Source organism: Achromobacter sp. EG18 (assembly GCF_059759395.1).
The window spans coordinates 4,246,590-4,262,880 of the sequence record NZ_CM186213.1; the positions used below are offsets into that span (position 1 = coordinate 4,246,590).

Annotated in this window: 17 protein-coding genes; 8 read left to right on the forward strand and 9 right to left on the reverse strand. The window is 59.7% G+C overall.

The features are described from left to right. Positions 1–163: 163 nt before the first annotated feature. From rfbA to AC6CR5_RS19460, 8 genes are all read left to right on the forward strand, one after another. Positions 164–1,039, forward strand: coding sequence for a glucose-1-phosphate thymidylyltransferase RfbA (gene rfbA / locus AC6CR5_RS19425; RefSeq protein ID WP_498084841.1), 876 nt, complete (start codon positions 164–166; stop codon positions 1,037–1,039). Further along, entirely contained in the window at positions 1,036–1,413 is a 378-nt protein-coding gene (locus AC6CR5_RS19430) for an EamA family transporter (protein WP_498084842.1), read from the forward strand. Before rfbA ends, AC6CR5_RS19430 begins: the two co-directional genes overlap by 4 nt. A 1-nt stretch (position 1,414) precedes the next feature. Further along, positions 1,415–2,545, forward strand: a complete 1,131-nt coding sequence (gene rffA / locus AC6CR5_RS19435; RefSeq protein WP_498084843.1) for a dTDP-4-amino-4,6-dideoxygalactose transaminase — start codon at positions 1,415–1,417, stop codon at positions 2,543–2,545. Between the two features lie 74 nt (positions 2,546–2,619). Further along, entirely contained in the window at positions 2,620–3,606 is a 987-nt protein-coding gene (locus AC6CR5_RS19440) for a glycosyltransferase family 2 protein (protein WP_498084844.1), read from the forward strand. Between the two features lie 33 nt (positions 3,607–3,639). Then, positions 3,640–4,461: a phytanoyl-CoA dioxygenase family protein gene (locus AC6CR5_RS19445; RefSeq protein ID WP_498084845.1), complete on the forward strand. Its 822-nt coding sequence runs from the start codon at positions 3,640–3,642 to the stop codon at positions 4,459–4,461. 14 nt (positions 4,462–4,475) lie between these two features. Then, positions 4,476–5,444, forward strand: a complete 969-nt coding sequence (locus AC6CR5_RS19450; protein ID WP_498084846.1) for a class I SAM-dependent methyltransferase — start codon at positions 4,476–4,478, stop codon at positions 5,442–5,444. Positions 5,445–5,467: 23 nt separating this feature from the next. Beyond that, on the forward strand, positions 5,468–6,412 hold the full coding sequence (locus tag AC6CR5_RS19455) for a glycoside hydrolase family protein (protein ID WP_498084847.1): 945 nt from the start codon (positions 5,468–5,470) through the stop codon (positions 6,410–6,412). A gap of 136 nt (positions 6,413–6,548) precedes the next feature. Further along, the gene (locus tag AC6CR5_RS19460; RefSeq protein ID WP_498084848.1) at positions 6,549–7,331 is read left to right on the forward strand and encodes a class I SAM-dependent methyltransferase; all 783 of its coding nucleotides are present in this window, start codon (positions 6,549–6,551) and stop codon (positions 7,329–7,331) included. Between the two features lie 10 nt (positions 7,332–7,341). Here the strand turns inward: AC6CR5_RS19460 and AC6CR5_RS19465 are convergent, their stop codons facing one another. The 9 genes from AC6CR5_RS19465 to AC6CR5_RS19505 form a co-directional block, all read right to left on the reverse strand. After that, complete coding sequence (locus AC6CR5_RS19465) at positions 7,342–8,004, reverse strand: acetyltransferase (protein ID WP_498084849.1); 663 nt, start codon at positions 8,002–8,004, stop codon at positions 7,342–7,344. A 1-nt stretch (position 8,005) separates the two neighbouring features. Beyond that, complete coding sequence (locus AC6CR5_RS19470) at positions 8,006–8,626, reverse strand: methyltransferase (protein ID WP_498084850.1); 621 nt, start codon at positions 8,624–8,626, stop codon at positions 8,006–8,008. A gap of 47 nt (positions 8,627–8,673) precedes the next feature. Next, on the reverse strand, positions 8,674–9,393 hold the full coding sequence (locus AC6CR5_RS19475; protein WP_498084851.1) for a WbqC family protein: 720 nt from the start codon (positions 9,391–9,393) through the stop codon (positions 8,674–8,676). Positions 9,394–9,488: 95 nt separating this feature from the next. After that, on the reverse strand, positions 9,489–10,700 hold the full coding sequence (gene clsB / locus AC6CR5_RS19480; protein ID WP_053496950.1) for a cardiolipin synthase ClsB: 1,212 nt from the start codon (positions 10,698–10,700) through the stop codon (positions 9,489–9,491). Next, a complete protein-coding gene (locus AC6CR5_RS19485) occupies positions 10,697–11,563 on the reverse strand; it encodes an endonuclease/exonuclease/phosphatase family protein (protein WP_006389688.1) in 867 nt (288 codons plus the stop codon). Before AC6CR5_RS19485 ends, clsB begins: the two co-directional genes overlap by 4 nt. 356 nt (positions 11,564–11,919) lie before the next feature. Beyond that, a complete protein-coding gene (gene aspS / locus AC6CR5_RS19490; protein WP_054485548.1) occupies positions 11,920–13,707 on the reverse strand; it encodes an aspartate--tRNA ligase in 1,788 nt (595 codons plus the stop codon). A gap of 40 nt (positions 13,708–13,747) precedes the next feature. Further along, positions 13,748–14,410 carry a DUF502 domain-containing protein gene (locus AC6CR5_RS19495; protein ID WP_020925858.1) on the reverse strand — a complete coding sequence of 221 codons (663 nt, stop codon included), beginning with the start codon at positions 14,408–14,410 and terminating at the stop codon, positions 13,748–13,750. Positions 14,411–14,427: 17 nt separating this feature from the next. Further along, positions 14,428–14,748, reverse strand: coding sequence for an FmdB family zinc ribbon protein (locus AC6CR5_RS19500; RefSeq protein WP_173000127.1), 321 nt, complete (start codon positions 14,746–14,748; stop codon positions 14,428–14,430). A 247-nt stretch (positions 14,749–14,995) separates the two neighbouring features. Next, positions 14,996–16,279, reverse strand: coding sequence for a putative Na+/H+ antiporter (locus AC6CR5_RS19505; RefSeq protein WP_006389685.1), 1,284 nt, complete (start codon positions 16,277–16,279; stop codon positions 14,996–14,998). Positions 16,280–16,291: the final 12 nt, after the last annotated feature.

A 16,291-nucleotide genomic window follows, 5' to 3' on the forward strand; every position in this document is an offset into this window, starting at 1 on the left:
CTCAGCCAGCATCGGGCGTGTCATGCGGAGCTCAAGGTGACGTCGAAACAACTTTTAGGGAGCAAGTCAAAAAGGTAGAATCGCGCAGCGGCCAAGTCCGCAGTTTTTCCGGCGCTCAATCGTTCTCCGCCGGGTACACGTTTCCCGTTTAGGAGCATTTGTTGTGTGGAAAGGCATCATTCTGGCGGGTGGCAGAGGCACGCGACTGTATCCGATGACTCGCAGCATCAGCAAACAGCTGCTGCCTGTCTTTGACAAGCCGATGATCTACTATCCGCTCTCGGTTCTCATGCTGGCGGGTATTCGGGACATCCTGATCATCTCCACACCCGAAGACCTCTCCCGTTTCCAAGACCTGCTGGGCGATGGCTCGCCACTGGGAATCCGGCTGTCTTATGCGGAACAGGATCAACCGCGAGGCCTGGCTGATGCGTTCCTGATAGGCGAAAAGTTCATCGACGACGACCCAGTCTCACTCATACTCGGCGACAATATTTTCTATGGCGTGGGTCTATCCACCTCGCTGGAACGTGCCACCAAGCGCGAACAGGGCGCCACCATTTTCAGCTACGAAGTTCTGGATCCACGCGCCTTTGGTGTTGTTGAATTCGATCAGAACGGCAAGGCAATCAACATCGAGGAAAAGCCCCAGACCCCTCGCTCCAACCATGCAGTGACCGGCCTGTACTTTTACGACAACAGCGTCGTCGAATATGCACGCAAGCTTAAGCCCTCGGCACGTGGAGAAATCGAGGTCACCGATCTGAACCGTGTGTACCTGCAACAACAACAACTTCACGTTGAACGCCTGGGGCGCGGCTTCGCTTGGCTCGATACCGGTACAGCCGACGGCTTACTGGACGCCGCCAACTTGGTCGCCACTGTCGAGCGGCGTCAGGGCATGAAAATCGCCTGTCTGGAGGAAGTCGCTTGGCGGCAGCGGTGGATTACCACGACTGATCTCCTGGATCTGGCTGATCGCTATGGAAAAAATAGCTATGCCGAGTATCTGCACCGCCTTTCCCAGGAAGTGAAATGACCAAAGTCTCCGCCTACGCCATGCTGGCAGGCATGATTGTGTTGTCTGCCCTGTCTGTCTTGGTCTTCAGGCTGCAGATCACTCGAATGGGATCCCCCCCAGCCGAATTGATCGGCAAGTTGCTTTTCGTCGTACAGGCGCTGCTGACACCATTGGCGGTTGCAGCGATGGCGAGTTTTGGCGTTGCCTTCGTCTTCTGGACATTGGCCAGCACCAAACTGCCTCTGTCGGTAGCCTACCCCTTGACCAGCTTGATATATCCCCTGGTACTTATCGGCTCCCATTTCCTATTCGGCGAACCGCTAGGCCACTACCGCATAGCCGGAACCCTGATAATCATGATCGGCCTCGCCGTGAGCAATTTGGGAGCCTGACATGAATCCAATACCGTTCAATCGTCCGCCCATTACCGGCGTTGAAATCGAATATCTCAAACACGTCATCGAAAGCCGCCATCTCACCGGTGACGGCGCATTTACCAAACGCTGTCATGCGTGGCTTGAATCGAATCTGCAGTCGCCAAAGGCCCTCCTGACCCATTCCTGCACCGCGTCGCTGGAAATGGCCGCCCTGCTTTGCGAGATCGAACCCGGCGATGAAGTGATCATGCCCTCGTTTACCTTCGTGAGCACGGCCAATGCATTTGCCTTGCGCGGCGCCACGGCAGTCTTTGTCGATATCGATCCCGACACGCAGAATCTGGATGCATCGCTCATCGAGCCTGCACTGACAAACCGGACAAAAGCGATCGTTCCGGTTCATTACGCGGGCATATCCTGCGACATGGACGCAATCGGCTCGATCGCCCGATGCCATAACTTGAAATTAGTGGAAGATGCCGCGCAAGGATTGGGATCCACATGGCGCGGCAAAGCGCTTGGCACCCTGGGCGACTACGGCGCACTGAGCTTCCACGGTACCAAGAACATCGTTTCGGGTGAAGGCGGAGCTTTGCTAGTACGGGAGCCTGAACGCGGTGAACGCGCCGAGATCATTCGTGAAAAGGGTACCGATAGGTCGAGATTCATCCGAGGCGAGGTCGACAAATACACGTGGCAGGAACTTGGGTCGTCTTATCTCCCCAGCGAACTGATCGCCGCGTTCCTATACGCCCAACTGGAAGACTCTCACAAGATCACTGAACGACGCGTCGCTGCCTGGACCCGGTATCACGAGGGCCTGCAATCGCTCGAATCCGCCGGTCGCCTTCGTCGACCTATCGTGCCGGAACATGCTGTACACAATGGCCACATCTACTATGTGCTGCTGCCTGACGAAGCAGCCAAGCAACGTGTCCATCAAGCCTTGGCCGACTGCGGCATCCAATCGAGCAGCCACTATGTCTCGCTGCACGAATCACCCGCTGGCAAGCGTCATGGACGCGTGGCCAGTGATATGACGGTCACCAGGCAGACCGTCAAAACCCTCCTACGCCTGCCAATGTACGCAGACCTGACCTGGGAGCAGCAGGAACGAGTGATCAAGGGTATTGCAGATAGCTGCTAGAGCCGCGTAAACATCGTATGACCGCGCAGCCTCAGCGTGATTTCAATCGCTTTCGGCCCGTGCCAGGCACCCTTATGAAATTATCCATTGTCGCCACTCTTTATCGATCTGCATCCCACCTTCAAGAGTTCCATCGTCGCGCCTCGGCTGCAGCAAGATCGCTGGTCGGCGACGACTACGAAATCATTCTTGTTAACGACGGGTCTCCTGACCATAGCCTGGAGTTGGCGATTGCGTTGACTCGAGACGACTCCCATGCGACGGTGGTCGATCTATCGAGGAATTTTGGCCACCACAAGGCGATGATGACCGGCCTTGCCCATGCCCGCGGTGAACGCATATTCCTGATCGACAGCGACCTTGAAGAGGAACCTGAATGCCTACTTGAGTTTGCGGCGAAAATGCATGCGGAAAATGCCGATGTCGTATTCGGTGTTCAACAACGTAGACGCGGCGGCTGGGTAGAAAAATATAGCGGCCTGATTTTCTATCATCTGTTCCGCGTGCTGACTGGAGTTCGCCAGCCCGATAACATCGTGACAGCGCGATTGATGACCCGGAGATACACACGAGCGCTGCTTCGGCATCGCGAGCGAGAGGTGAACATAGGAGGTCTATGGCATATCACCGGATTCAAGCAATACGCGCAACCTATTACGAAGTATTCAACCAGCCAGACGACGTATACGTTGCGGCGTAAGATCTCGCACTTCGTCAACGCAATCACATCGTTCAGCAATGCCCCGCTGGTGTGGATTTTCTACATCGGCGCATCCATTTCCGCCGCTGCAAGCGCGTATACCGCATACCTCGTCCTGAACTATTGGCTGCTGTCCAAGCCCGTAAGCGGATATACGTCAATCATGGCCTCAATTTGGCTATTAGGTGGCCTGATCATCTCGTTCATCGGTGTCATCGGCATCTACCTGGCGAAGATCTACTCCGAGACCAAGCGCAGACCCTATACAATCGTGCGGCAGATCTATCGAACTGGCGATACCGAGACGCAAGAAGCGATCCGTGAAGATAGCCAACGCAGAGCCCCAGACCACGCGTCTTGAGGCCCACCAGTCGACCTTACATTTCCGACGGCTATGCACAAATCCCAAGAACCCTCCCCGTCCTATGGCATCCTGGAGCGCGCCGTTTCGGCTGATACCGTGCAGTCTGCTGTCGAGCAGATTGATCACCTTGGTTATGCCGTACTGGGTTCCGGTTTTTCCAAAGAGCAGATCGACGAGTTCCGCAGCGTCTTTGACGCCACTCATAACCGATATGTGGCGATTCACGGGGAAGACCGTTTGCGTCAGCTGGATGAGTTCCACGGCATTCGGCTGCCCCTGGCCATTGAAGCGGAGTTCCTGAAGCTGGCTCAAACTCCCGTCGTTCTGAACACGATCCGCGGCCTGATCCAGGGAAAATTCATCTTGAACCAGCAAAACGGCATCATCAATCCTCCCGGGGAAAAATACAATCAAGCCGCATGGCATCGCGATCTGCCATATCAGCATTTCGTGTCCTCCCGCCCGATTGCCATTAATGCCCTTTACTGTGTGGATGATTTCACTCTGGAGAACGGCGCCACGCACGTCTTGCCCGCCAGTCACAAACGCGAGGCGTTCCCGTCAGAAGCTTTCGTGAATAGCAACGCAGTTCAGGTGCAGGCGTCTGCGGGTTCATTCATCGTGCTCGATTGCATGTGCTTTCATCGCGGGGGATTCAACCAGAGCTCACATAAGCGGCGAGCGGTAAATCACCTTTACACCATTCCATTGATCCGTCAGCAAATCGATCTGGCCGAGGCGTTACGAGATGCTCCCCTTGCACCAGAAGATCGGGACTTCCTTGGAATGCAATACGCCACACCAAAGAACGTAGCTGCGTACCTTGACACGCGCAGCTCGAAAACCTATTGAGCGCGAATATTGCCATGACCTATGTCTGTCCCATCACGCACGAGCCGCTCACCAAGAGCCATGAAGGCCTACGCACAGCGTCAGGCAGCACATACCCCCTGATTGAGAACAACATAGTCGACTTCATAGCTGGAGCCCCCAGGGCGACCGTCAATGAAAGCGTGCACGCGATGTACCAATCTGCCCATGCGGGGGAAATCTATCGCAATTTCCTGGACTGGCTATTTGCCAGCTTTGGGCAGGACGAAGAAGAATTTCGGAAGCAACTGATTTCCCGCCTACGGCTCAAGAGCGGCGACACCGTACTGGTTACCGGCTGTGGACTGGGCGAAGACCTGTTTCCAATCGCCCAGGCCATTGGTCGGTCCGGCCGTCTGTACGCGCAGGATTTGTCCAAGACCATGGTGTTGCATGCCAGTGCGAATTTCGCGAAGCAATGCGACATCCTGATCCCGGAATTTTCCGTAGGCGATGCGTTGTCCCTGCCATTTCCCGCCGGCACATTTGACGCAGTTTTTCATTTCGGCGGCATCAATCTGTTTGGCGACATGTCAGGGGCTATTTCGGAGATGGCACGAGTCACCCGGGTCGGAGGCAGGGTCGCGTTCGGTGACGAGGGCGTCGCTCCTTGGTTGCGTACTTCCGAATACGCCAAGGTTGCGATCAACAACATCCCCTTATGGGCAAGCCCGCTACCGTTGGAGCATCTTCCGCATCAAAGTCAAGATGTGCACTGCGCTTGGGTACTGGGCAATTGCTTTTACATGATTGATTTCGCCGTCTCTGCGCAAGGCCCCACAATGAACATCGACGTACCGCACAAGGGACGCCGAGGCGGCACCGCGCGCACGCGCTATTACGGGCAGTTGGAGGGAGTTTCTCCAGAAACGCGTAGCAAGGTAGTTGACGCCGCAGCACGAGAAGGTATCAGCGTACATGAGTGGCTGGAGCGCAGGCTCGCCGACGTTCCGCCCCAGCAGTGATGGTCAGGATCGTACAATCACAAATGTCCAACACCAACGACTTATCGGCCAAGACCCCCAGGCCGTGGAAGAAGCTCGGCCGCATTTACGACGCGCCAGCCTTGCATCCGAAACTGGCCAGCCATGCAGCCAACCCCCTTCCCGTTCTCATCAAAGACGACGTCTTTCGGATTTATTTCAGCGGACGCGATTCAGAAAATCGTTCATCGGTCGGGTTTGTCGATATCGACATTTGCAGGCAGTTGGTACTGCGTGCCTCAGATGAGCCCGTTTTCACACACGGCCCGGACGGGAGTTTCTATTCTCACGGCGTCAGCATTGGCAACTGCTATGAGGTAGCCGGTCAGCGCTACATGCTATTCATGGGCTGGCGGATGCCTGCCGAAGGCCATTGGTATGGTGAAATCGGCCGCTTGCGCGTAGCCCCGGACTATTCGCTGGAGCTGGATTGTGCAACTCCGCTCATGCCGCTTAATTCACAAGACTCCATCAGCCTGTCCTATCCTTGGGTACAGGAGGAATCCGGGCTGTATCACATGTGGTACGGCTCTACGCTGACTTGGCAAACTCCTACTGGTGGCATGCTGCATACGCTGAACTACGCCACTTCGCACGACGGTAGCCATTGGACCCGCAACGGAGTCTCCGTGCCCTATGAAATCGGCGTTGCACAGGCATTCTCGCGTCCGACGGTGTTGGGCAACCGCCGTGATGGATACGAGATGTGGTTCTCCTATCGGGACGATATCGGCATGAAGTACCGCATCGGCTATGCCACCAGCCAGTCTGGAGAAAAGTGGCAGCTGGCTCTGGATGCGGCTGGCATTACAGTGTCTCCAACCGGCTGGGATCACGAAATGATTGAATATCCTTATGTGTTCCAGCACAGAGGCCAGACCTACATGCTTTACTGTGGCAATGGCTATGGAAAATCTGGTTTCGGTCTCGCAATTCGCGATGATTCGTGACATCAACGCCATGCGTGTCCGATAAGCCGAATTTGATGGAAACCCGATGATCGACTGCCGAAGCTGTAAACAGCCATACGATTCAGAGCTACGAATCTGCCCTAATTGTGGCTTCGCACCCTTGCAGATGTCCGGTATGGATACCTGGTCCCCTGACTTCATGAATGAAGGCGGTGGATTCAAGGCCGAATATTTCGAAACACTGGCTCAACTCGAAGCGAATAATTTTTGGTTCCGAGGCCGCAATGCGTTCATCGTGCATGCATTGAACGTATATTTTCCGAACATGACCCGCTACATGGAAATTGGGTGCGGCACCGGTTTCGTCTTATCGGGTGTCGCTCAAGCATTTCCCGCAGCAAGACTTTGCGGCAGCGAGATATTCTGTGCTGGACTTGAATTCGCTCAGCGTCGCGTACCTGGCGCTCGTTTCATGCAGATGGACGCCCGCAACATGCCGTTCACCGATGAATTTGATGTCATCGGCGCGTACGACGTTCTCGAGCACATCCCCGAAGACGAGCAAGTACTTACTGAAATGCACCGGGCACTCGTACCCGGCGGTGGGCTGATACTCACGGTACCGCAGCACCCTTGGCTATGGAGTGAGGCGGATGCATATGCATGCCATGTTCGACGCTACACCGCCGGCGAGCTTCACAAGAAAGTCACCCAGGCGGGCTTCGAGATTGTCCGTAGCACCTCCTTCGTCTCGCTCCTGCTGCCTGCCATGCTGGCGGCGCGGCGCAACGCACGCAGCCCCGCCGAATTCGATCCCCAGAAGGAACTACGATTGCCCAAGTGGTTAGACAAGGTTTTTGAAACTACGCTGCGGGTAGAGCTTGCGTTGGTCAGGGCGAAACTTTCGCTGCCCGTGGGTGGCTCACGGTTGCTGGTCGCGCGAAAAACAAGTCATTAGGGGCTCGACGTCAGATGCGCTTCAAGCGCGAACTTGGCACACGTGACCGCTCAGCGGTAGCGGCTGCATAAACACCTTCGGGAGCAGCGTCGGCCAACAATGTCACTGCGGCCCCGATCACGCAGTTTTCCCCAATAGTAATGTGATCGCGTAGCGTTGCATTCACACCGATGAAACAGCGTTCGCCGATATTGACCCCTCCCGAGACCACCACGTGCGACGCAAGAAAACAATGCGAACCAACTGAGGAGTGGTGACCAATGTGGTTGCCGCTCCAAAGCGTAACGTTGTCGCCAATGACTACAAACGGCTGGATCGTATTGTCCTCCAGGATGAAGCAGTTCTGCCCGGGCGGCTGCTTTGAAAGATACGTGCAACGGGAGCTCACGTAGCTCGCCAGAGTGTAGCCAAGGCCTTGTGCGGCCAGAAACTTGGCCTTGCGCAATTGATTGAGGCCAGAATAGCTCAAAGCAACGAAAATTTCGTACGAATCAGGCGGGTAGGCCCGCGTGATCTCATCGAATGCGATGACAGGCAGACCACAGAACCTCCCATCTCCGAGGTACTCGCGGTCCACGGTGAACGCGACGACCTGTCTTTTAGTATCGTCCGAAAAATAGAAATGAGCCAACTCGGCGATATCTCCAGTGCCGAAAATCACAATTGGCTTCATATCATTTCCTCACGATGATGGTGAATTCGTACAGACCATAATCGTGCAATAACGCGACATTCTTCGAATAAATTCGCTTGCATCGATCGAACCAATAGCAAGGGTCCGCATAGTATAAATCTTCGCGCTTCTTATCTTCGTCTGCATATGACGTCAAACAGTTGAATGCGAAACCGCGCCGACTTGAAGCAGCCAGACTATCGACACATATTTCTACGTACTCCCGCCAATCAGCGTCGGAGCGATTGAGCTTCACATTAAATATCCCGCTGGCAACGCAATAATCTGAAATTTGATCCGGTTGCACTCCTTGCATGAATCGGGCATTGGCAGGGGCACCCACCTTTGCCGCCGCAATCATTTCAGCGCTTATATCGCAGCCTATATATTCAAAATTCTCGAAATTCTGGCCTAGATAGTGCAGCAAGGCGCCATAACCGCAACCGATATCTGCAACCGAAAATTCCTCCCGAGGCAAGATTTTCGCCAATTGAGCAAACCTGAGAGTCTGCCCTTCTTCCCCATTCCAATCTACTCCAAGCGGAGTTGCCCCATATTCTCTCAATTTTGTCGCGTAGTAATCAGCGACCTCACTCAACAGGACGTCATTATTTTCATTCATAAAGTCTCTCCTTGCCCAGCTCGTCCACTGCCGCCCCACGCAGAATGTTAGGAGCCACCTTGAATGAAATAATCACGCGCCTCAGGGCCTTTCATCAATATAAGATCCAATATCGTCACATCATGCCTGAAGCCACCGTGCAATTGCGGATATTCAGGATAATTCAAATACGACATCCACTCCACGCCAATTCCCTTGCTATTGAATAAGGCAGTGTCCAGATAAGATTTCGCGGCTGGGCCAGAAAGATAAATATCTGCCTTCAACCGGGTGCATAACTCAATCAAACGGTCCGTTGGACTTAAAGCATCCAACTGTTCGAAAGACAGAAAATCATAGGAGGCATACAGTGGAGTACTGACGCCAAGATATTCATTGATTCCCTCAATGAATATCCGATTTATTACTGACAACTTGGTTTCTTGGCCAGCATTCTCATATAGGCGTTCCAACCAAGGTTTCAACTCGCCCATGAATGGCGCCCGAGCGTAGGCAAGCTGTAGTGTCCTCCAGTGCCTATCGGCCCAGTCCTGCTCAGCGACATCCACTTCACATATGCGTAAATCGCGGCTGTGATGCACCGGTATTGTCAGCCACGCGTCGCCATTGGCGGTTCTGATGCGATTGCGGGTGCGCCAATCGCGGCGTGTAGACTGCACATCGTCGAGGAAAACGAATGCATCCACAGAATGCATCATCTCGAAATATCCTTTCCAAGGAATATAGCTCGACTGCACTATGGCGACTCTCTTTCCTCTTTTTGTCATAGACAAACCTACCGTCAGAATGAACGCAGCTTACCGCGCGATTGCATGGAGGCAAGACTGTACCACCGCGTTTGAAGCTGCCAGGCCCCAACGGTTCAGTACTTATCCGACGTCCCCGTCAGCGCCACCCCGATCCGCAACAACGTATAAGACACCGCGTCCACCCAGCGCCGCACCCATCCACGCCGCTGGTAATCCAGGGGCCGGATGAAACGCCCGCCTTCCTGGATCGCCGTCTCCAGGCGCTCCTGCAGGTCCCAGGCGAACGGCTGGTCATCGATCACCACGTTGGCCTCCCGCGCCAGCAGCAGGCTGAAGGGATCCAGGTTGGACGAACCCACCGTGGCGACATTGTCGATCACCGCCACCTTGGCGTGCAGGTAGCTCGGCATGTATTCGTAGATCTCGATGCCGTCGCGCAGCAGCTGGTCGTAGAGCGAGCGGGTAGCGTGGTACTGCATGCGGTATTCGACCTTGCCCTGCAACAGCAGGCGCACGCGCACGCCGCGCGCGGCGGCCTTGGCCAGGGCGCGGCGGAACTGGCGGCCGGGGAAAAAATAGGCGTTGGCGATGAGGATGTCGCGGCGCGCCTGCGTGATGCCGTAGAGATAGGCGCGTTCGAAGGTCTGGCGGAAACGCAGGTTGTCGCGCAGCACCAGCGCGGCGCGCAACTCGCCACAGGGTGCCACGGGCGCATGGCTGGGCTTGGTCAGCCGCATGCGGCTCCAATCGCGCGGATGGCGCCGCAGGCGGGCCCAGTTCAGGCGCACCCACAACAGATCCTGCGCGTAGGCCGCCTCGGTCACCAACGGTCCGCGCACCTGCACCGCGAAATCGAAGCGCGGCGCCGAAATGCCATCGGTGGGATCGAGATCGTCGTAGTCGTCGATGATGTTGATGCCGCCGATGAAGGCGACGTTGCCATCAACGATGGTGACCTTGCGGTGCAGGCGCCGCAGGCGGCTACGCGAGGGAATGAACTTCGCGAACCAGCGCGGCTCGGGGCGGAAGATGCGGCATTGCGCGCCGGCGCCGGTCAGGCGTTCGCGCAGGGTCTCGGCGGTCTCGGCCGCGCCGAAGCCATCGAGCACCACGCGCACCTTGACGCCGCGCGCGGCCGCCGCCATCAGGCAATCCAGCACCTTCACGCCGGTGCGGTCCAGCATGAAGATATAGGTTTCCAGATGCACGCTGGATTGCGCCGCGTCGATCGCCTGGCACAGCGCCGGAAAGAAGTCGGTGCCGTTCTGCAGCAGCCGGATGTCGTTGCCGTCGGTCCACTCCAGCCTGACCTGCTCGGCCTTCACGGGAGTTCCAGCTCGGCCAGCAAGGGGGAATGATCGGACAGCCGCGCCCATTCGCGGCCGCGCAGCACGCGCGCGCTGCGCACGGCGAAGCCGCGCTGGTAGATGCGGTCCAGGCGGAACCAGGGAAACACGGCCGGAAAGGTGCGCGGGGGCGGCAGCAGCAGGCGCGAGCTGCCATCCATGCCAAGCTGGTTGGTGCGTTCCAGCACCGAAACGCCGCTGTTGGGCAGGCCACGCAGGGCGTTGCTCAGGCGCTTGACCGAATCGCGCAGGCGCGGCAGTTCGCCGCCATGGCTGCGCGGCGCGTGCGAGAACACCTCGTACAGGCCCAGCTGCTGCACGAACAGCGGCGCCAGGCGGTCGCCCCAATCGTTGAAATCACCGGCGATCAGTATCGGTTCGCCGTCGGGCACCATGCGCCGGATGCGCTCGGTCAGCGCCAGGATCTGGCGGCTGCGGCTGCCGGCGAACAGGCCCAGGTGCACCACGAAGCAGTGCACCGAGCGCCCGTCGAGTTCGATGGTCGCGTGCAGCAGGCCGCGCTGCTCCAGGCGATGGTCGGAGATATCCTGGTTTTCATGGTCGAGGATGGGAAAGCGCGACAACAGCGCGTTGCCGTGGTCGGTTTCGTGGCGAATCGCATTGCGGCCATAGGCCACGTCCAGCTTGAGCGCGGCGGCCAGCGATTCATGCTGGGCGTCGAGCAGCGATTTCTGCTCGTTGCGGCCCTGCACTTCCTGCAGGAAGACCAGGTCGGGGCGCAGGCCGTAAAGGCCCAGGCGCAGTTCGTTCAACGAGTCGCGGCGGCCCAACGCCGAGCGACCTTTATGGATGTTGTAGCTGACGACACGGATGAGCGACATGGAAGGAATGGCGCCTCTCAAGACAGTGAAACCGCTCACCGCGACCCACAAAAAAAGAGCCCCGGCAAGCACCGCCAACCCAGGCGGCGTTTGCCAGATTACTCCAATTCCATGAACCCTTCCCACCTCGGAGACACCCTGAAACGGCAGTGACCGGGGCCCAACGGCGGCTCAGAGGCGCATCAGTTCTACCAAAGCCCCACACTCGGGATGCCTCCCCCGCCGTACACACACCATGCAGGGAAAAAAGCCCCAAACCCGAGATACCCCACCAAGCCAGGCCGCCGGGATCCGGCTCCGCCGGTCCCGCGCGGCGCCCCCTTGAGGGGGAGCGCCGCAGGCGCTCGGGGGTGGGTTCACTTCGGCTCAGCGTTGCGCAGGCGGATGTGCAGCTCGCGCAGTTGCTTCTCATCGACTTCCGACGGCGCCTGGGTCAGCAGGTCCTGGGCGCGCTGGGTCTTCGGGAAGGCGATCACGTCGCGAATCGATTCGGCGCCGGTCATCATCGTGACGATGCGGTCCAGGCCGAAGGCGATGCCGCCGTGCGGAGGCGCGCCGTACTGCAGCGCGTCCAGCAGGTAGCCGAACTTCTCGCGGGCTTCCTCGGCGCCGATCTTGAGCGCGCGGAACACCTTGCTCTGCACTTCCTCGCGGTGGATACGGACCGAGCCGCCGCCGATTTCCCAGCCGTTCAGGACCATGTCGTAGGCCTTGGCGAACGCCTTGCTGGGATCGGTCTCGAGGAAGTCCTCGTGGCCGTCCTTGGGGCTGGTGAAGGGGTGATGCGCGGCGGTGTAGCGGCCATCTTCCTCGTCGTATTCGAACATCGGGAAGTCGACCACCCACAGGGGCATCCAGCCCGCGGTGAACAGGCCGGTCTTCTTGCCGAATTCGCTGTGGCCGATCTTCACGCGCAGCGCGCCGATGGCGTCGTTGACGACCTTCTCGCGGTCGGCGCCGAAGAAGATGATGTCGCCGTCCTGCGCGCCGGTGCGCTTGACCAGTTCGGCCAGGGCGGCGTCATGCAGGTTCTTGACGATCGGCGATTGCAGGCCGTCGCGGCCCTTGGCCACTTCGTTGACCTTGATGTAGGCCAGGCCCTTGGCGCCGTAGATGCCGACGAACTGGGTGTAGGCGTCGATCTCGCTGCGCGACATCTCGGCGCCGCCGGGCACGCGCAGGGCGACCACGCGGCTGCCGGGCGCCGTGGCGGCGGCGGCGAACACCTTGAAGTCCACGTCGCGCATGACGTCGGTCATGTCGGTGAATTCGAGCTGCACGCGCAGGTCGGGCTTGTCCGAACCGTAGCGACGCATCGCTTCGGTCCAGGTCATGATGGGGAACGGCTCGGCCAGGTCGACCCCCTGCACCACCTTGAACACGTGGCGGATCATGTTCTCGAAGATCTCGCGGATCTCGAGCTCGTTCAGGAACGAGGTTTCGCAGTCGATCTGGGTGAATTCAGGCTGGCGGTCGGCGCGCAGGTCTTCGTCGCGGAAGCACTTGGTGATCTGGTAGTAGCGGTCAAAGCCCGACACCATCAGCATCTGCTTGAACAGCTGCGGCGACTGCGGCAGCGCGAAGAAGTGGCCGGCGTTGACGCGCGAGGGCACCAGGTAGTCGCGTGCGCCTTCGGGCGTGCTCTTGGCCAGCATCGGGGTTTCGATGTCGATGAAGCCCAGCTGGTCCAGGAACTTGCGGGTTTCGATCGAGACGCGGTAGCGCAGCATCAGGTTGCGCTGCATCTGCGGGCGGCGCAGGTCCAGCACGCGGTGCGTCAGGCGGGTGGTTTCCGACAGGTTGTCGTCGTCCAGCTGGAACGGCGGCGTGACCGACGCGTTCAGGATCTCGACTTCCTTGCACAGCACTTCGATTTCGCCCGAGGCCAGCTCGGCATTGGCGGTGCCCGCCGGACGCTCGCGGACCAGGCCGGTTACGCGGACGCAGAACTCGTTGCGCAGGCGCTCGGCGGTGGCGAAGGCGGCGTTATCCGGATCGAACACGATCTGCGCCAGGCCCGCGCGGTCGCGCAAGTCGATGAAGATGACCCCGCCGTGGTCGCGGCGGCGGTTCACCCAGCCATACAGGGTGACGGTCTGGCCGAGATGGTCGCGGCAAACCTGGCCGGTGTAGCAGGTACGCATCGGGATAACTCCGTTGTGTGCTTGGTAGTAGCGTAAAGGGTTACAGGTCGACGCCCGGCGCGCGCTGCGCGTCCGGCGTCGGGGAGGACGGCGCCGGCCGGGCGCCCGGCGCGGCCGGACCCGGGGCGACGACGCCCATGGAAACGATGTACTTCAAGGCCGCGTCCACGCTCATCTGCAGGTCCACCGTGTCGGCACGGGGCACCATCAGGAAGAAGCCGGACGTGGGATTCGGCGTGGTCGGCACGTACACGCTGATGTGGTCGCCGGGCAGCCGTTCGGCCACTTCGCCGCTGGGCGTGCCGGTGACGAACGCGATGGTCCAGCTGCCGGCGCGCGGATACTGCACCAGCACGGCGCGGCGAAACGCCTGGCCGTTGGGCGCCAGCACGGTATCGCTGACCTGCTTGACCGAGTTGTAGATCGAGCGCACCAGGGGAATGCGGCCCAGCAGGTTTTCCCACTGGTCCACCATGGTACGGCCGATCAGGTTGGCCGCGAAAATGCCCGTCAGCAGCACCACCACGATGACCAGGACGAAGCGGAAGCCGGGGATGTCGACGCCGAACAGCGATTCGGACGACAGGAAGCCAGGCACGAACCCTTCGAGGGTGGCGACCAGCAGACCCAGCACCCACACCGTGATGACCAGGGGAACCCAGATCAGCAGGCCGGTGATGAAGTACTTCTTGATGACGCGCATACGCATCGCGCGGGTACTCAGGAGGCGCTGGCCGGTCCCGCGGCGGGCGCGGGGGCAGCGGCCGGAGCCGGTGCGCTGGCGGCCGGCGCGGCGCTGTCAGCGGGCGCCGACGGGGCGCTGGCGCCGGTGGCCTGCTGGCCGCCGCTGCCGTTGCCGTTGCCGCGGAAATCGGTGACGTACCAGCCCGAGCCCTTGAGCTGGAAGCCAGCCGCGGTCACTTGCTTGGAAAACGTGCTCTGGCCGCATTCGGGGCAAACCGAAAGCGGCGCGTCGGAAATCTTCTGCAGAACGTCTTTGGCATGGCCACAGGCGCTGCACTTGTAGGCGTAGATGGGCATCGAGGGCTCCCAGGCGCGGGCCCGGTGTATCAGTGACCGTCGGCCGGACGTGGCGCAAAACCAGGGGCGCGAGGAGTCCTCCAAGAGGAGGCCCCGGGGCCGGAGCTGGCGCTGGACCGGACAACGGCCGGGCACGGCCGGAAAAATACGGGAAAGTCTTGAATTTTAGCGGTTTTTCGTGAAAGGCCGGCGGCACCCTCACGGCGGGGCGCCCGGGGGCTCCGTCAGAGGTGCGCGCCCTGCTCCGTCAGACAGGCAGCAGGAACATCAGGGCAGCCACCGCCGTCGGCCCCAGGGCAGACAAAAACAGCCGCCCGGACGAAATGCTGCCATCGGGGAAATGGTTCTTCAGGATGGCGAAACCGGCCGGGTTCGGCGCGTTGGCGATCACGGTCAGGCCGCCTCCGGTCACGGCGCCCGCCACCAGCATGTAGCGCCAGGCTTCGCTGGTGCCTTCCACCAGCGAACCGAGGTAGGTCAGCGCGGCGTTGTCGGTGATGGCCGTCAGCGCGGTGGCGCCCCAGAACAGCACGAACGGCTCCAGCCCGCCCAGCAGGTCCTGCAGCCACCACTTCTGCAGCCCGCCCAGCACCACCAGGCCCGCCAGGAAGAAGCCCACCATCAGCCCCTCCTTGATCAGCAGGCGGTTCTGGTGGCGCTTGTAGGCCTCGGCAAAGCCGATGAACATCATCAACAGGCCCAGGAAGATCGCCGGGTGGTGCGCGCTCAGCACCACCGCCACCAGGAACACCAGGTGGATCAGCATCACCAGCGCCGGCACCGGCGGGCGGTTGTCCTTGCCTTCCGGCGCATCGACGCCGCCGCCCGTGCCCACCGAACGTTCCAGCAGCGCCTTGCGGCAGATGAAGGTCAAGAGGCCCGCGTTCAGGCACACCGCCACCGCCGCGCGCCAGCCGAAATGCTGCGCCATGAAAGTCGAATCCCAGCCGAAGGTGGACGCCACCATCAATACCGGCGGCGCCGCGTAGGAGGTCAACACGCCGCCGATCGACACGTTGACGAACAGCACGCCCAGCGTCAGGTACTTGAAGCCGGCGCGGCCGCTGCTGCGGAAATAGGCATCGCGCAGCAGGATCGCCGCCAGCGTCATGGCCGCCGGCTCGGTGATGAACGAACCGCCGAGCGGCACCAGCGACATCACCACGAAGAACGTGGCCAGTTCACGCGGCAGCGGCAACACGCGCGCCGTGGCGCGCACCAGCAGTCCCACCAGTTCCAGGATCGGCCGGCTGGCCGCCACCACCATGATGGTGAAGACGAACAGCGGCTCGGTGAAATTGCGCGTGTCCATGTAGCCGATGGCCGATGACGGCCCGGTCAGCGCCGCCATCGCCACGATCAGGGCAAACGCCCACACGCCGAACACCGCCTCGACCTCGGCCAGCAGGTGCCAGAAACCGGCATGGGGCCCGCCGCGATGGGCCAGGCGGGCGAACATGGGAACGGAGAAGGTATGCAGCACCGCCACGCCGAACAGGACGGTGGCGATGAGTTCTATGGGCTGAGGCATCTGAAGCGCTTC

Excerpts from the sequence above, each read along its gene's own strand:
- AC6CR5_RS19430 (WP_498084842.1), top strand. The coding sequence starts at position 1,036 with ATGACCAAAGTCTCCGCCTACGCCATGCTGGCAGGCATGATTGTGTTG.
- rffA (WP_498084843.1), top strand. The coding sequence starts at position 1,415 with ATGAATCCAATACCGTTCAATCGTCCGCCCATTACCGGCGTTGAAATC.
- AC6CR5_RS19440 (WP_498084844.1), top strand. The coding sequence starts at position 2,620 with ATGAAATTATCCATTGTCGCCACTCTTTATCGATCTGCATCCCACCTT.
- AC6CR5_RS19445 (WP_498084845.1), top strand. The coding sequence starts at position 3,640 with ATGCACAAATCCCAAGAACCCTCCCCGTCCTATGGCATCCTGGAGCGC.
- AC6CR5_RS19450 (WP_498084846.1), top strand. The coding sequence starts at position 4,476 with ATGACCTATGTCTGTCCCATCACGCACGAGCCGCTCACCAAGAGCCAT.
- AC6CR5_RS19455 (WP_498084847.1), top strand. The coding sequence starts at position 5,468 with ATGTCCAACACCAACGACTTATCGGCCAAGACCCCCAGGCCGTGGAAG.
- AC6CR5_RS19460 (WP_498084848.1), top strand. The coding sequence starts at position 6,549 with ATGGATACCTGGTCCCCTGACTTCATGAATGAAGGCGGTGGATTCAAG.
- AC6CR5_RS19465 (WP_498084849.1), bottom strand. The coding sequence starts at position 8,004 with ATGAAGCCAATTGTGATTTTCGGCACTGGAGATATCGCCGAGTTGGCT.
- AC6CR5_RS19470 (WP_498084850.1), bottom strand. The coding sequence starts at position 8,626 with ATGAATGAAAATAATGACGTCCTGTTGAGTGAGGTCGCTGATTACTAC.
- AC6CR5_RS19475 (WP_498084851.1), bottom strand. The coding sequence starts at position 9,393 with ATGACAAAAAGAGGAAAGAGAGTCGCCATAGTGCAGTCGAGCTATATT.
- AC6CR5_RS19485 (WP_006389688.1), bottom strand. The coding sequence starts at position 11,563 with ATGTCGCTCATCCGTGTCGTCAGCTACAACATCCATAAAGGTCGCTCG.
- aspS (WP_054485548.1), bottom strand. The coding sequence starts at position 13,707 with ATGCGTACCTGCTACACCGGCCAGGTTTGCCGCGACCATCTCGGCCAG.
- AC6CR5_RS19495 (WP_020925858.1), bottom strand. The coding sequence starts at position 14,410 with ATGCGCGTCATCAAGAAGTACTTCATCACCGGCCTGCTGATCTGGGTT.
- AC6CR5_RS19500 (WP_173000127.1), bottom strand. The coding sequence starts at position 14,748 with ATGCCCATCTACGCCTACAAGTGCAGCGCCTGTGGCCATGCCAAAGAC.
- AC6CR5_RS19505 (WP_006389685.1), bottom strand. The coding sequence starts at position 16,279 with ATGCCTCAGCCCATAGAACTCATCGCCACCGTCCTGTTCGGCGTGGCG.